Here is a 13,726-nt window from a genome sequence, read left to right on the forward strand (position 1 = left end):
TCTTCACAAAAATATAAAATATTTCGTCGAATTTCCGCTTTACACACTTTTTTTTTGCATGTAGGCCTGCCTTACCCAAATCGGGACTCTCTCTCTCATAGGGCTTCGGCCTCGGAGTTGTTCTCCGGGGCCGAAGACCAGTCGACCCACTCCACGCACTCAATGCGTGGTTTTTTATTGCCCTCCGATCGCAACAGAATTGTCACCCGGATGCAACCCAAATCCTCACAAGACCGCGTAGATTCATCCAAACGGATACGAACTCCTTTCCGTAGCCTGCGGGGTGGGAATCCCCAACTCCCTCCCACCCCGCACCCCAACGGCTCCTTTTCTTGCCAAAATTCGGCGAGTATGCTCTTGATTCTATATGAAGACATACATCTTTCTTCCTCCGGTCAAAAAGCCCACAGGCGGCGTGACCGTTTTACGACAAATGGCGGACATCCTGCATCAGGCAGGGCATGAAGCATTTCTTGTGACACGGGGGTCTTCCGGCTGGCGGCCGGAAGGGTTGGCTGATACAGCTCCGGTATTGGAATGGGCCGACATGCACCTGACCCGAGATGACATCTGGCTGGTGCCCGAGGGATGGGTCAACGCTCTTGCGCCCGGCCTTGAAGCCCGGTCCACCTGCATCAGCTACGTTCAGAACTGGGCGTATCTTTTCAGTTCCCTGCCCGAAGGAACGAGCTGGCACACGCTCCCGGTCGAATTTCTGGCCGTATCAGATCCGGTTTCCTATTTCATCAAAACCGCCACATGCAAGGACGCCCCGATTGTACGTCCCGGTATCGACCGGTCCATCTTCTTTCCGCCGGAAAGCAGAGAGAGCGGTCCTCTAACCGTGGCATACATGCCGCGCAAGAACAAAGGGACCGTGGAGCAGGTCAAATCCATCTTCAAGCATATGTGTGGCAACGAGATGGAGAGCCAGATTCATTGGCGACCCATCACTGGCATGAATGCCCACGGTGTGGCCGACGCCTTACGATCATCTCACCTTTTTTTCATGTCCGGTTTCCCTGAAGGATGTCCTCTCCCACCCTTGGAAGCCATGGCGTGCGGTTGCCTGCCGGTGGGATTCACCGGCTTCGGCGGATGGGACTACATGCGTCAGGCACAGGAGATTCCCCGCTTCAGCCCATGGTGGCCCCTGCGTGACGTGGAGTGGAACGGCAACGGATTCTGGTGTGCGGACGGAGATGTCCTGGATGCCGCCCTCTGCCTTTCCGAAGCGACAACCCTGCTGCGCGAAGGAGGCCCGTACCTTGACGCCACGCTCAAGGCAGGGCAAGACACGGCCAACGCATATTCCACCGAAGCGCAAAAGGAATCGGTCCTCGCCCTCTGGGATGCATTGTGAGTCAAGTGAGTTATGGGAAAAAAGAAATTACGTCCTGAACCGGAGTCCCTCGAACTGGCACCCGTGGGAGTGGACTCCCACGCCCATCTTGATCTGGTTGATTTCGATGATGACCGGGAAACCATCCTCGCCAGAGCAAAGGCCACCGGGATATCTGAAATACTGAATGTTTTTCTCGGCCCCGACGCCTATGAAAAAAATCATGCGCTGTTCGACGCCCACCCCGAGGTCTCCTTCATTCTTGGTGTGCATCCCAATGAAGCCGACACTCTGACAGATGACGCCCTGGAGCGCATGAGAACGCATTTCAAAGGCTCCTCCCGTCTCAAGGGCGTCGGAGAAATCGGGCTTGACTACTACTGGGACCGGGTCTCGGCCGAAGTCCAAAAAGAGGCGTTCGTCAAGCAACTCGATCTGGCCCGTGAACTGGACCTGCCCGTAATCATCCATTCCCGCGACGCCAACGACGACTGCGTGGCAATTCTGGAAGAAAATGGGTTCAGAGGCTACCCGGTTCTCTGGCACTGCTTTGGCGCAGGGTTGGAACTGGCTCAGCCACTCGTGGACAACGGATGGCATATTTCAATCCCAGGCCCGATAACTTTCCGCAAGACTGATGACCTCCAGGCCGCGGTTGCCAGAATTCCTTTTGACAGACTTCTGATCGAGACGGATTGCCCATTCCTTGCTCCTGAACCCTGGCGTGGCAAACGCAACCACCCCGCCCTGGTCAGTTTCACGGCCAAGCGGATAGCTGAAATAAAAGGGCGTTCCGTGGATGATATCTGGCAAATCGCAGGAGATAATGCCCGCCGTTTCTTCGGATTGTAGGTACCCCGCACGAGATAAAATCGCGCCCCGGATGAATCGCAATTTCCCGGATTTAGCGAAAAAGCGATCACCACCTCAAATATCTGATACCCTCAAAAAAAAGATCGGAGCGGAAAACCGCACCGATCTTTTCATTTTTTTCCACTGCAACTGCAATCAAAAATCGATTTCCACGCCGATGGGACAGTGATCCGACCCCATGACTTCCGGCTCGATCCAGGCTCTGACAACCTTGTCCTTCAACTCTTCCGAGACAAAGAAATAATCAATGCGCCATCCCGCGTTGTTTTTCCTGGCATTGAATCGATAGGACCACCAGGAATAATGATGCGGGCCATCCTCGAACAAACGGAAGGTGTCCACATACCCATGGGCGATGAATTTATCGACCCATGCACGCTCCTCGGGCAGGAAACCGGAGCGCTCAGCATTGGACTTGGGATTCTTGAGATCAATCTCGGTATGTGCAGTATTGAAATCGCCGCCGACCACAATGGGCTTGTCCTTCCGTAATGTTTCGGCATGTTCCAGAAAACACTCGTAGAAGCCCATTTTGAATGCAAGTCGTTCTTCGGACATCTGTCCATTGGGGAAATAGATATTGAAGAGATGGAAATCCGGGTATTCGAGATGCAACACCCGGCCTTCGCCATTGAATCGGTCATCCGGCAATCCCGTGAGCACCTCAAGAGGTTCCGGATTGGTGAAGCAGGCCACGCCGGAGTAACCTTTTTTCTTCTTGGACCAGTTCCAATAGTTATTGGAATAGGAATCCGGGGCGCGCTCTTCCTCGTCTATCTGGTCAGGATGTGCCTTGGTCTCTTGCAGCATGACCACATCCCCGCCGCAGGAGTCGAGCCAATCCCGAAAATCCTTTTTGATCACGGCGCGGTAGCCATTGACATTCCACGAATAAATAATCATCTGCATCTCCATGAAAAAAGGGAACCGGCATATCTCCGGTTCCCTTGAACGTGCCGTGTGACCGGCGGAAAGCTAGTCCTCGTTCGGGGAGCTGACTTTGACCATCACCAGAGCGGATATCGTCAGCGACAGACCTAGAAAAAACCAAAAATACCCCATCATGATCGCAACCTCCATTAAATCTCGATTGGTCCGAGAGATGTAGCAGAAAGTTTCACGGAAGAAAAGACATCAGACAAAGACGCCCTGTCCGCGACTGGGAAGCAGCCCAGGACGGGGCGTCCCATTCATGTTTTACGCTCTCTGCCCGCGCCGCTTTTGCCTCAGTGCAACACGGCCTGCCAGGGCTATGGCTCGATCGTGGACCCGAGAACCTTCAGGAATTCGCGTATCCAGGCAGGGTGGGCGGGCCATGCCGGAGCAGTCACGATATTGCCGTCAGTGCAGGCATTGGATGCCGTTTCATTGACTTCGCACCACGTGGCACCGGCAGCCTCTACTTCAGGCTGGACAGCGGGATACCCGGTGCAGGTTTTACCTTTAATGACATCGGCCGCAGCCAGGAGTTGCTGACCATGGCAGACAGCTGCAATAGGCTTGTTTTCCTTTGCAAAATGACGGACGCACTCGATGACAGCCGGATTCAGACGCAGGTATTCCGGGGAACGCCCACCAGGAACGACCAGAGCGTCATAGTCTTCGGCCTTGATCTCTTCAAAAGTGGTCGTGATGCCAAAATTATGGCCCGGTTTTTCGGAGTAGGTCTGATGCCCTTCAAAATCATGAACCGCTGTCGAGACGCTCTCGCCCGCTTTTTTTCCCGGACAGACGGTATGCACCTTGTGCCCGACCATCAGTAGCATCTGAAACGGCACCATTGCCTCATAATCTTCAACGAAATCACCGACCAACATTAAGATTTTCTTGACTGCCATACAATCCTCCATGTGTGAGTTTGAGCGTTGAATGTGGTCTTGTCCCTCAAAATTGTCAACACCATTCAGGTGAATTCCCTGTTGCCCTTCTGCCCTGCTCTGCCGTAAGACCGGCTCATGACACGATTTGATGTACTCATTCTCGGCGGAGGAGCTTCCGGCCTGTATTGCGCCATGCATGCAGCGCGACACGGCCATTCTGTGGCCATACTCGACCACAGCGACAAACCCGCGCGCAAGGTTCGGGTGGCAGGAGGCGGCAAGTGCAACTTCACGAACATGACCGTGGAACCGCACAATTATATCTGTAGCAACCCCCATTTTGTAAAATCGGCACTGGCCAGACACTCCCAGTGGGATGTCATCTCTTTTTTCGCCGAGCACGGCATTTCTTACGAAGAACGGGAGCATGGTCAGCTTTTCACCCTGGAAGGCGCAGGCCGACTCGCCGGGATTCTTGTTGACCAATGCAAGAAGCTCGGTGTGCAGATGCTCCTTGGCCGCACGATCGAATCCGTGGCAGCATGTTCCCCCTTCATCGTGGAAACCCCTGAAGAGACACTGGAAGCGAAAAAAATCGTCATCGCTCTGGGAGGCCCATCCTGGCCGCAGGTCGGAGCTTCGGACCTCGGCTTCCGGCTAGCACACCAATTCAACCTGCCGATCATTCGTCCCAGACCAGCACTGGTGCCCCTTGTCTTCTCCCGAGCTCAACGCACCATGTGTGAAGAGCTGGCTGGCAATGCCCTGCCCGTTACCATGACGACCGGCGACATGTCTTTTTCAGACCCACTGCTTTTCACCCACAAAGGGATATCCGGCCCTGCCGTCCTTCAAATTTCTTCCTACTGGAGTGAAGGACAATCGCTTCTCATTGATTTTCTTCCCCAGAAATCAGTGGCCGACCTTGTGGAAACGCACAGAACCAACAACAGTCGATTCCGCAATCTTCTGGCACGGGAACTCCCCAAACGCCTTGTTCCATACCTCGTATCAGGTGACCTCGCCGAAACGTCAGTCAGCCAATTGAGCAAACAGCAGATTGCAATGGCCGAAAACCGGATTCACCGATTTCGAATCACTCCCGCTTCCACCGAGGGATACGGCAAAGCCGAAGTGACTGTGGGCGGCATTGATACGGATTGCTTTTCATCCAAAACCTTTGAAGCAAAGGATATCCCCGGCCTGCATGTCATTGGTGAGGCTCTTGATGTGACCGGGCACCTCGGAGGCTACAATCTGCAATGGGCGTTTTCTTCAGGCAGTGCCTGTGCGGAAAGCCTGTAAAGGCCCGTACTGTCGTACTTGATAAAAAGAGGGGGAGCGGTTTCCGCCATTCCGGCAAAGAACGGGAACAAGCCAATCCGCCGATTATTTGATCAAAGGCAGATAGGTTTGATGGTACACGATGTCACATGCGACAAAAATGAGCATAAGCCCCATCAGCATGTTGAAACATTTGAAATACCCACTTCGGTTGAGGCGGTGGCCGACCATCGCCCCCACCATCGCGTAGAGCGTCGGGGCACCAAAGCCGAACAGAGCAAGCAACAACGACCAAACGGCAATATCCACGCCCTCGATTCCGGCAGCTGGAAACTGGACAGTTGCAACGGGCAGAACCACGAGAAAAGACTTCGGGTTCAATAACTGCATCAGCAGTCCATCTTTGAAAGTCAGATTGAGTGAGCACTTTTCGGCCCCGTGCATATTCACTTCCGACAAGATGACTTTACCCGCAAGGAAGAGAATGAAAGCCCCGCCGAGAAGGCCGATATACGGCAGCATGGACTCGTCAATGACACTACTCCCCGCATATCCCACCAACAACAGATAAAACAGCAAAGCGCACCCGACGCCCATGGAAAACATGAACTGGGTCGCCATATTCTTTTGCAACCCATTGTTAAAACTCAAAATATTGACCGGCCCCGGCGTATACATGATACCGATGGAAAAGATGAGTATGTTCAGCATAGTTCCCCGTTATCCCCGGAATTGGATTTGATATTGACGCGGCGTGATTCCATGAATCCGCTTGAAACGTCGATTAAGATGGCTGACATCGGTAAACCCGGACATATGCGCCACGGTACTCGGCGCACCACCGTCCTCGAGAGCGCGTCTTGCCCGGTTAATACGGGCACTAAGCACGTATTGATGAGGTGTAATCCCGAATTGACGGCGAAACAGGCGGATAAAATGATACTTGGACATAGTGGCCACACCGCACAGCTCATCAATGGAAAGATCCTGCTCCAGATTCTCCAGAATATACTCCTTCACCCTGAGGAGAAGCGTATCCTTCCTCTCCGACCACTGGTCCGGCTGATAATGCCCGAGCCTCTGTGTCAGTCGTTTTACTATTTCATACAAAAGTGACTCCTGCTCCATCCGAGCCCCGGATTGCAGGGAGATCAAATGAGAGAGGGACAGAATATGAGACCGGAGTATTCGGTCCCGGAAAAGGGTCTCCGGGAGGCGAAGGGAAGCGTTTTCCTCTTTGCCTATTGCGTGGAAAAGCGGAACTATTTCATCTTGATGAAGATAGAGCATCGTATACTTGAGCGCGTCATGGTTCCCGGGATTCCCATCATGAGCATCCTCGGGATTAAACAGCAGAATCGTTCCCGGCGGACTTTGAAACCAGCACCCCCTGCAAAAAAAGTCCTGCCTCCCAGATAAAGTCACCCCGATCGCCAACTCCTGATGAGCGTGTTTTTCATAGGAAAAATCACTCATCACAGCATTCAAAGCGGTCACCCCTGCAAGGTGGCTACTGTGTCTGAATATGAAGGAGTTTTCGTGCATTACGGTCATTTCCCGGAACTTTTCCCTGTTTCATCCACTCTCTACAGCCTTGATTCAAAAAAAACTTGTACAAAATTGCTCATCTTGCATCTGGCTTCATGGCTAAAGAAGGGTGAATCAGCAGCAGGAAAAGGGCCGCGCATAAACGGCTTAGACGTTATATCATCGTCTTCAATATCCACAGGCTGACCATGCCACTCCCAATTGTCGCCAGGATACTCCGGGTTTTCCACGCCACCAGAACAGCTATGAGAGCCGCGAGAATCCTGTCCCACCCGGCAAAGGTCGCCACGCCGTTCTTATGCAGCAGCACGGCAGGGACAACCAAGGCAGGCATGACCGAGGCCGGAATGAAGCGAAGCATGCGCTGCACGGTTTCAGGCAGCGTGATCTTGTCGATAATCAGGATGAAGGAAAACCGGATGAGAAATGTCCCAAGTCCGATGCCAAGGACCACAATCCAATACTGATGCATATCAACCACGGGTTTGTCTCCTTTCTGCCAGGGTTCCGGCTATGATGCCACACAAGGCAGCGGTGAGCAGTCCAAGATTATAGGGCAGGGAATCCGTCACGGCGGACAATCCACCGGCCACCACAGCCGCAAGCAGGGTGGGCCGATCCTGTACGGCCGGGATAATCAGGGCCGTAAAGGTCAACGGAACAGCAAAATCAAGCTCCCACTCAGGCGGAATGAGTGCACCGATATACGAGCCGAGAAAAGATGTGGAGATAAACGCGATTCCCATGAGCAGGGCGGCGCCGAGAAAATAGGCAACTTTGTGAGTGTGATCAGCTTCCGGTCCCTTAAACCGATTGATCGACATAGCGTACGCCTGATCCGTAAGCACATAGGCAAGTCCCATTTTCTTAAGTGGATGCACGCCCCTGAAATGCTCGGCAATAGAAGCCGAATACATGACAAAGCGGGCATTAATCACCAATCCTGTAAAAATGATGACAATGCTCGACGCATGTTCGCTCATGAGCTGGGTCGCGACCAGTTGCGATGCCCCGGCGAAAATGAAGATCGACATGACTCCACCACCCCACTCCGGGATACCGACCGAGGAACAAACCGCACCGCAAATCAACCCGAAAGGTAGGATACCGATCATTAAGGGGCAGGTATCGCGGCTTCCAGCCCAAAATGAGGACAATCTCTCTGACATGAAAATCTCCTTGTCCGTCCGAGCTACTTTGACACAATCCCATCGTCAATGTATTAATTGTCACCATGACAATTTGGCAACCGAATATCCAAAGCACTTCCGGGCCGCGTTATCTCGCCATCGCAAATGCCCTTGAAGACGATGTGAAACACGGCCGACTGAATCCCGGCACCAAGCTCCCCACCCACAGGGAACTGGCGGACACGCTCGGCGTGACCGTAGGGACCGTGACGCGAGGATACGCTGAAGCGGCCCGCCGGGGACTCCTGCGTGGAGAGACTGGACGTGGCACTTATGTCGGTGGCGAACCCCATCACCAATTCGTCTGCCACAAGGAACATCACCGCCCTGAAGTGGTGGACATGAAACTGACCCTCCCTTTCGAAGCACTCAATCCGGACATCGGCAGTGTCCTCCGCGAGATGGCCCTTTCCCCGGACGCACACCATCTGCTCGAATACAGTCCGTCGGCCGGACGACAGGCGGACAGGGCCGCCGGAGCACATTGGCTGACGAGATATAATCTCAAGGCTGACACCGAAACCATCACCCTGACCGCGGGCGGGCAAAACGCCCTGGCCGTCATCCTAAGTGCTCTTTTCAGGCCCGGCGATGCCATTGCCGTGGAATCCATCACCTATCCGCTCCTCAAGACCCTGGCCCGACGGTTCCATCTCAAGCTGGTTCCGGTTGAGCAGGACAGCTCCGGCATGATACCTGATTCCCTGGAGGAGGTCTGTCGAACATACGGTGTGCGTGGAGTGTACGTCATGCCTTCCTGCCAAAATCCGACCACAGTACGCATGCCGGATTTCCGCCGCCAGGAGATTGCCGCCCTCACTCGCCGACACGACTTGTTCATCATGGAAGACGATGCCTATGGACTGGTCGCCGGAGATTTCGGTGTGCCCTTTGCCTCTCGCGCCCCGGAACGCACCTTTTTTGTGGCATCCCTGTCCAAACCTGTTGCCGGGGGGCTCAGGGTGGCGTACCTTGTGTCTCCGTCGCAGCATGTGTGTGCGGTCAAACGCGCCATTTCCGATATGCTCTGGATGACCCCTCCGCTTATGGCCGCCATAGCCCGTCGCTGGATAGAGGACGGAACTGCCGACCGGACCCTTGAGGCCAAAAGAAACGAAGCTGCCCGCCGTACAATCCTGACGGCAACGATGCTCCCCGAACAGGATATAGCCATACAGCAAAACGGATTCTACGGGTGGCTCAAGCTGCCGGAGCCGTGGACTGCCGGAGACTTTGCCCGCGTCGCGGAAGAAAACGACGTCATGGTCTCACCTGACGATATTTTTGTTGTAGGACGCCGCCCTTTGCCCCATGCCGTTCGGCTGGGCCTGAGCGGAGCCCCCACTCTGGACGACCTGAAACGCGGTCTTGAAACAATCCGCACCATACTCCAATCAAAATAACACATCGGACTGGACCATGAAAACCAAAGAAGCTTTCCGCTGTTCTGCCTGTGGAGCGCAATCGCCTCGCTGGAAAGGACAATGTTCCTCTTGCAAAGAATGGAACACCCTGGAACCGGTCACGGTCTCCAAAAGAACCTCCACACCAGTGGGAGCCGCAGCTTCGCAGGATAGACCACGTCCCTTAGAAGATCTGACGACCGAGAATCTTAATTCCCGGACATCGGGGATGCCGTCCCTGGACGACCTGCTTGGCACCGGATTGGTCCCTGGTGCTGCCATTCTGCTCGGCGGAGAACCCGGAATAGGAAAATCCACTCTGCTTCTGCAATTGGCGGGAAGCCAGGCCCGACTGGGGCACACGGCCGTGTATCTCTCGGGCGAGGAATCTCTCCCCCAACTCAAGGCTCGCGCCGAGCGCCTGGACCTTCTCGGGCCGGGACTCATGGCCTTGTCAACGAACAAGGTCGAAGATGCATTGGCCATACTCAGCGAACCGGAGCCGCCTGAGTTACTCATAGTGGACTCGGTCCAAACCCTGGTATCGCCCATGGCCGAAGGCATCCCCGGCTCAGTCAGCCAGGTCAGAGCTGTCTCGGCCGAACTGGTTGAAAAGACAAAAAAGACCGGCACCACATTGATCCTGGTGGGCCATGTGACCAAGGACGGCCAGATCGCCGGCCCCAAACTGCTGGAACACATGGTGGACACCGTACTGTACATCGAGGGAGACAGAAAACATTTTTCCCGCATCCTGCGAGTCCTCAAAAACCGATTTGGCCCCAGTGACGAACTCGTGGTTTTCACCATGAAAGAAAAAGGGCTGGAAGTGGTGGAAGACCCGGCGACCTTTTTTCTCGGCACCCGCGACCCCAGCCTATCGGGGACGGCCATGGCCATGGCCGTGGATGGACAGCGCCCCTTTGCCGTGGAAGTGCAGGCCCTGGTCAGCAAATCATTTCTCTCCATCCCGCGCCGCACCGCACTCGGTTTTGACACCAACCGCCTCAATCTGCTGTTGGCCGTATTGGAAAAACGACTGCGCCTGAATCTGAGTGGTCATGACATCTACGCAAAGATCACAGGAGGCTTGGCCACTCGTGACCCAGGATTGGACCTGGCCGTTATCTCGGCCGTTCTGTCATCCTTTTACGACCAGCCTTTACCGGAATCCTCGGTCTACTGGGGTGAGATAGACCTCAATGGACAGATTCGGCCCGTTGCCGCCCATGATATCCGTTTGAAACAGTCAAAACGCCTGGGACATGACCCGGCCTGTCACTCCGGCACCTGCCCCACTCTGGCAGATCTGCAACGATTCCTGTTCGGCAAGCGGAACTAGTTTCCCGGAACTGTGGGGACTGCACTTTCATTTTCTACAAAAAATGATATTGTTGCCATCGCCATGCCTGAATCAGGAACCGAAACAGGGCATGGAATCACCCCAAATGAGACAGCACCGAATGGAGGTCATCATGGCGGACATACTTGATTGGACAAGCGCAAATCTGGACACACTTGACGGAGCGACCCACGAAGCCAGGGCTGGAGAAATGGCAGCCCGCCTGGTTGAGCAGACCGGATCGGGAGAACTTCCCTTCCTGACCATGTCTTACATGGCTGGATTGAAACAGCAATTGAGCAACCTCAAGGATTACCTCAAGGGCTTTGACCATATGCTCCTGCTCGGCATCGGAGGGTCGGCTCTTGGTGCCCGAGCTCTGCAAAAGGCTTTTTTTCCCCAGCAAGACCAACCGGGGCACAACGGACCAAGCCTGTGGATTGCCGACAATGTGGATGCCTATGCCCTGGAATCCTACCTTGCGACCCTGCCTGCCGAGAAAACAGTCATCGTCACTATTTCCAAATCGGGCGGAACCATCGAGACAGTTGGACAGTACTTCATCTTCAAGGAATGGGCACAGAAGAAGCTGGGTGACGAGTGGAACCGTCATATGCTCCTGATCACTGATGAAGAAGAAGGATTTCTGCGAACCGAAGCAGACCGAAACACCATCAAGACTCTGCCTGTGCCAGACAACCTCGGCGGACGTTATTCCGTTCTTTCAGCGGTGGGCCTCATCCCGGCACTTTTTCTCGGTATTGATATCGATTCACTCATCGACGGCGCGCGCGATGTCGTCGCCCCGCTCATTGACCCGACCCTCACAGGGCAGACATTGTCCCGACATCCCTCTTTCCAACTCGCGACCTGGGCCGCCTCCCTGCTGGACAAGGGATTTGATGAGATGATCTTTTTCGCCTATATCCCCTTGTGGGCCAGTTTCGGAGACTGGTTCGCCCAGCTCTGGGCCGAGTCTTTGGGCAAGGAAGGCAAAGGCAGCCAGCCGGTTCCGGCCATCGGCGTCACGGATCAACATTCCGTCAACCAGATGTTCATGGACGGCATCCGCAACAAGGCGTGCCTGTTCCTGACCTGCCCGACCTTGCCCGCAGGTCCCAGATTTCCAAACGACCTGCCCGATCAGTTTGACTATGTTCGCGGCAAGAACTTTGGTGAACTGATCCAGGCGGAAGGTCTCGGCAACCGCATGGCACTCTCCCAAAACGGCGTGCCTCTGGTCGAATTGAGCATGGGTGATGACGGGCCGAAACAAGCCGGGAAACTGATCGCGCTCCTTGGCGCGGCCACCATCCTGACTGGCTGGCTCATGGGAATCAACCCTCTGGATCAACCCGCCGTCGAACTTGGCAAACGGCTTGCCAAGGCCCGCATGAACGCGGACGGATTGGAAGAGGAAAAAGCGGACATGGACGCTTTCCTCTCGGCTGACAGGGATACACGGGAGTTCTAACTCATTGGTACAACAGAATAACGACAGCGGCAGGCCACTCCAATTCGTCAAGGTTATTTCCTGGAGCCTGTTTGCCATCATCCTCGGCTTCAGCTTGCTGCTGTCGGTTTTCATCTCCAAGTACGCAGAGCAAACCCTTCTCGAAAAACAGAAGGAGTTCGGCCTGTTACTCGCCGAGAATGTCAGCCATCAGGTCTTCACCCGTTTTGTCATGCCCGCTGTCATGCAGTACGGCGGCATCAGTCTGCGCAAACCACAACAGGCCAAAGCGCTTGATGAGGTTGTACGTTCCACCATCCATAGCTTTCATGTCACATCCCTGCGGATATACGACTCTAACGGACTCATCACATACTCCCTGAACAAGGACGAGGTCGGAACCCCGGGAACGGCTCTCTATATGGTGACCCGTACATGGAAAAATGAAGATTTTTCTTCGGAGATCCTGTCCAAGGTCTCCAAATTTGTTTCCCTGTTCCGAGCCAGCCTCAAACCGGGCAGCTTGATCCTTCGGGCCTATTACCCCTTGAGGGCGGAAAGAAGTCTGACGAATATCGATGAAAATCCGATCATGGGCATCCTGGAATTTCAGCAGGATATCACATCAGACTTCATGGCCATGCTTAATTTCGAGCGATTGATCATTTCCTTTTCTCTCATTACTTCGCTGGTTCTGTTCTTTTTGGTTGTCGCGATCCTGCGCCGTGTCGAACGATTGAGCAACCGCCAGATCAAGGAAAAGGAACTGCTCCTTTTCGAATTGCAACAGCAGGAAAAACTGGCAGGCATGGGACGCATGGTTGCAGGGGTGGCACACGAAATCCGCAACCCCTTGGGCATCATCTGCTCCAGTTCGGAACTGGTCCTGAAAAAAGCGCAGAAGGAGGGGAGCGCCTACACGCGCATCCTCCAGGCTCTGCATGAGGAAGCCAAACGTCTGAGCCGAACCGTGGCCGAATTCCTGGACTATGCCCGCCCGAAAAAACCGACCATGTCGGATGTTCAGATAGACAGACTGCTCGATCAGGTCACCATTTTTATGGAGCAGGAATGCGAAAAACTCGGCGTGACTATCGACCGTGAATATTCCGGGGACCTGACTGTCCAGGGTGACAAGGACTTACTCTACCGGGCATTCTACAATCTAGTCGCCAATGCCCTCCAGGCCATGGAAAACCACGGCACCACGGATGGGCACATCTTCATTAACGCGGCCAGAGAAGGCAACAGCACGCACCTAACCATTCAGGACACTGGTCCCGGTTTTACCCCGGAACACATTGAAAAGGTTCGTGACCCGTTTTTTACCACCAAGGATTCCGGCACCGGCCTCGGGCTGGCCCTGGTCTCCACCATCCTCGAATCCCACGGCGTGGAGATGTTCCTCTCCAATGCCGAAGACGGTGGTGCAAGGGTGGACATCATATTCCCGGAACGGTAGGGGGAGCCT

At 54.4% G+C, this 13,726-nt stretch carries 13 protein-coding genes; 7 read left to right on the top strand and 6 right to left on the bottom strand.

Going from position 1 to position 13,726, the window contains the following annotated elements:
* Nucleotides 1-367: 367 nt before the first annotated feature.
* Nucleotides 368-1,363: a glycosyltransferase family protein gene (locus tag BN4_RS09585; protein ID WP_015415190.1), complete on the top strand. Its 996-nt coding sequence runs from the start codon at nt 368-370 to the stop codon at nt 1,361-1,363.
* Between the two features lie 12 nt (nt 1,364-1,375).
* Complete coding sequence (locus BN4_RS09590; protein WP_015415191.1) at nt 1,376-2,194, top strand: TatD family hydrolase; 819 nt, start codon at nt 1,376-1,378, stop codon at nt 2,192-2,194.
* A gap of 156 nt (nt 2,195-2,350) precedes the next feature.
* On the opposite strand, the gene BN4_RS09595 is transcribed toward BN4_RS09590, so the two are convergent.
* Nucleotides 2,351-3,118, bottom strand: coding sequence for an exodeoxyribonuclease III (locus tag BN4_RS09595; RefSeq protein ID WP_015415192.1), 768 nt, complete (start codon nt 3,116-3,118; stop codon nt 2,351-2,353).
* 347 nt (nt 3,119-3,465) lie between these two features.
* The gene (locus BN4_RS09600; RefSeq protein ID WP_015415193.1) at nt 3,466-4,053 is read right to left on the bottom strand and encodes a DJ-1/PfpI family protein; all 588 of its coding nucleotides are present in this window, start codon (nt 4,051-4,053) and stop codon (nt 3,466-3,468) included.
* 117 nt (nt 4,054-4,170) lie between these two features.
* Between BN4_RS09600 and BN4_RS09605 the strand changes: the two genes are divergently transcribed.
* Nucleotides 4,171-5,340, top strand: a complete 1,170-nt coding sequence (locus tag BN4_RS09605) for a BaiN/RdsA family NAD(P)/FAD-dependent oxidoreductase (RefSeq protein WP_015415194.1) — start codon at nt 4,171-4,173, stop codon at nt 5,338-5,340.
* Nucleotides 5,341-5,424: 84 nt separating this feature from the next.
* Here the strand turns inward: BN4_RS09605 and BN4_RS09610 are convergent, their stop codons facing one another.
* From BN4_RS09610 to BN4_RS09625, 4 genes are all read right to left on the bottom strand, one after another.
* Nucleotides 5,425-6,030, bottom strand: a complete 606-nt coding sequence (locus BN4_RS09610) for a LysE family translocator (protein WP_015415195.1) — start codon at nt 6,028-6,030, stop codon at nt 5,425-5,427.
* A gap of 9 nt (nt 6,031-6,039) precedes the next feature.
* The gene (locus BN4_RS09615; protein ID WP_015415196.1) at nt 6,040-6,864 is read right to left on the bottom strand and encodes an AraC family transcriptional regulator; all 825 of its coding nucleotides are present in this window, start codon (nt 6,862-6,864) and stop codon (nt 6,040-6,042) included.
* A 157-nt stretch (nt 6,865-7,021) separates the two neighbouring features.
* Nucleotides 7,022-7,339, bottom strand: a complete 318-nt coding sequence (locus BN4_RS09620) for an AzlD domain-containing protein (protein ID WP_041720912.1) — start codon at nt 7,337-7,339, stop codon at nt 7,022-7,024.
* Nucleotide 7,340: 1 nt separating this feature from the next.
* Nucleotides 7,341-8,036, bottom strand: coding sequence for an AzlC family ABC transporter permease (locus BN4_RS09625; protein WP_015415198.1), 696 nt, complete (start codon nt 8,034-8,036; stop codon nt 7,341-7,343).
* Between the two features lie 65 nt (nt 8,037-8,101).
* Here BN4_RS09625 and BN4_RS09630 point away from each other — a divergent pair, with 65 nt between their 5' ends.
* The 4 genes from BN4_RS09630 (at nt 8,102) to BN4_RS09645 (ending at nt 13,717) form a co-directional block, all read left to right on the top strand.
* On the top strand, nt 8,102-9,460 hold the full coding sequence (locus BN4_RS09630) for an aminotransferase-like domain-containing protein (RefSeq protein ID WP_015415199.1): 1,359 nt from the start codon (nt 8,102-8,104) through the stop codon (nt 9,458-9,460).
* A 16-nt stretch (nt 9,461-9,476) separates the two neighbouring features.
* Entirely contained in the window at nt 9,477-10,802 is a 1,326-nt protein-coding gene (gene radA, locus BN4_RS09635; RefSeq protein WP_015415200.1) for a DNA repair protein RadA, read from the top strand.
* A 133-nt stretch (nt 10,803-10,935) separates the two neighbouring features.
* Nucleotides 10,936-12,276, top strand: a complete 1,341-nt coding sequence (locus BN4_RS09640; RefSeq protein ID WP_015415201.1) for a hypothetical protein — start codon at nt 10,936-10,938, stop codon at nt 12,274-12,276.
* A gap of 4 nt (nt 12,277-12,280) precedes the next feature.
* Nucleotides 12,281-13,717 carry an ATP-binding protein gene (locus BN4_RS09645; RefSeq protein ID WP_015415202.1) on the top strand — a complete coding sequence of 479 codons (1,437 nt, stop codon included), beginning with the start codon at nt 12,281-12,283 and terminating at the stop codon, nt 13,715-13,717.
* Nucleotides 13,718-13,726: the final 9 nt, after the last annotated feature.

The organism is Pseudodesulfovibrio piezophilus C1TLV30 (assembly GCF_000341895.1).
GTDB lineage: Bacteria > Desulfobacterota > Desulfovibrionia > Desulfovibrionales > Desulfovibrionaceae > Pseudodesulfovibrio > Pseudodesulfovibrio piezophilus.

Coding starts and splice junctions, on each gene's coding strand:
- BN4_RS09620 (WP_041720912.1), bottom strand. CDS start 7,339: ATGCATCAGTATTGGATTGTGGTCCTTGGCATCGGACTTGGGACATTT.
- BN4_RS09630 (WP_015415199.1), top strand. CDS start 8,102: ATGACAATTTGGCAACCGAATATCCAAAGCACTTCCGGGCCGCGTTAT.
- BN4_RS09640 (WP_015415201.1), top strand. CDS start 10,936: ATGGCGGACATACTTGATTGGACAAGCGCAAATCTGGACACACTTGAC.
- BN4_RS09615 (WP_015415196.1), bottom strand. CDS start 6,864: ATGCACGAAAACTCCTTCATATTCAGACACAGTAGCCACCTTGCAGGG.
- BN4_RS09595 (WP_015415192.1), bottom strand. CDS start 3,118: ATGATTATTTATTCGTGGAATGTCAATGGCTACCGCGCCGTGATCAAA.
- BN4_RS09625 (WP_015415198.1), bottom strand. CDS start 8,036: ATGTCAGAGAGATTGTCCTCATTTTGGGCTGGAAGCCGCGATACCTGC.
- BN4_RS09605 (WP_015415194.1), top strand. CDS start 4,171: ATGACACGATTTGATGTACTCATTCTCGGCGGAGGAGCTTCCGGCCTG.
- radA (WP_015415200.1), top strand. CDS start 9,477: ATGAAAACCAAAGAAGCTTTCCGCTGTTCTGCCTGTGGAGCGCAATCG.
- BN4_RS09600 (WP_015415193.1), bottom strand. CDS start 4,053: ATGGCAGTCAAGAAAATCTTAATGTTGGTCGGTGATTTCGTTGAAGAT.
- BN4_RS09585 (WP_015415190.1), top strand. CDS start 368: ATGAAGACATACATCTTTCTTCCTCCGGTCAAAAAGCCCACAGGCGGC.
- BN4_RS09610 (WP_015415195.1), bottom strand. CDS start 6,030: ATGCTGAACATACTCATCTTTTCCATCGGTATCATGTATACGCCGGGG.
- BN4_RS09590 (WP_015415191.1), top strand. CDS start 1,376: ATGGGAAAAAAGAAATTACGTCCTGAACCGGAGTCCCTCGAACTGGCA.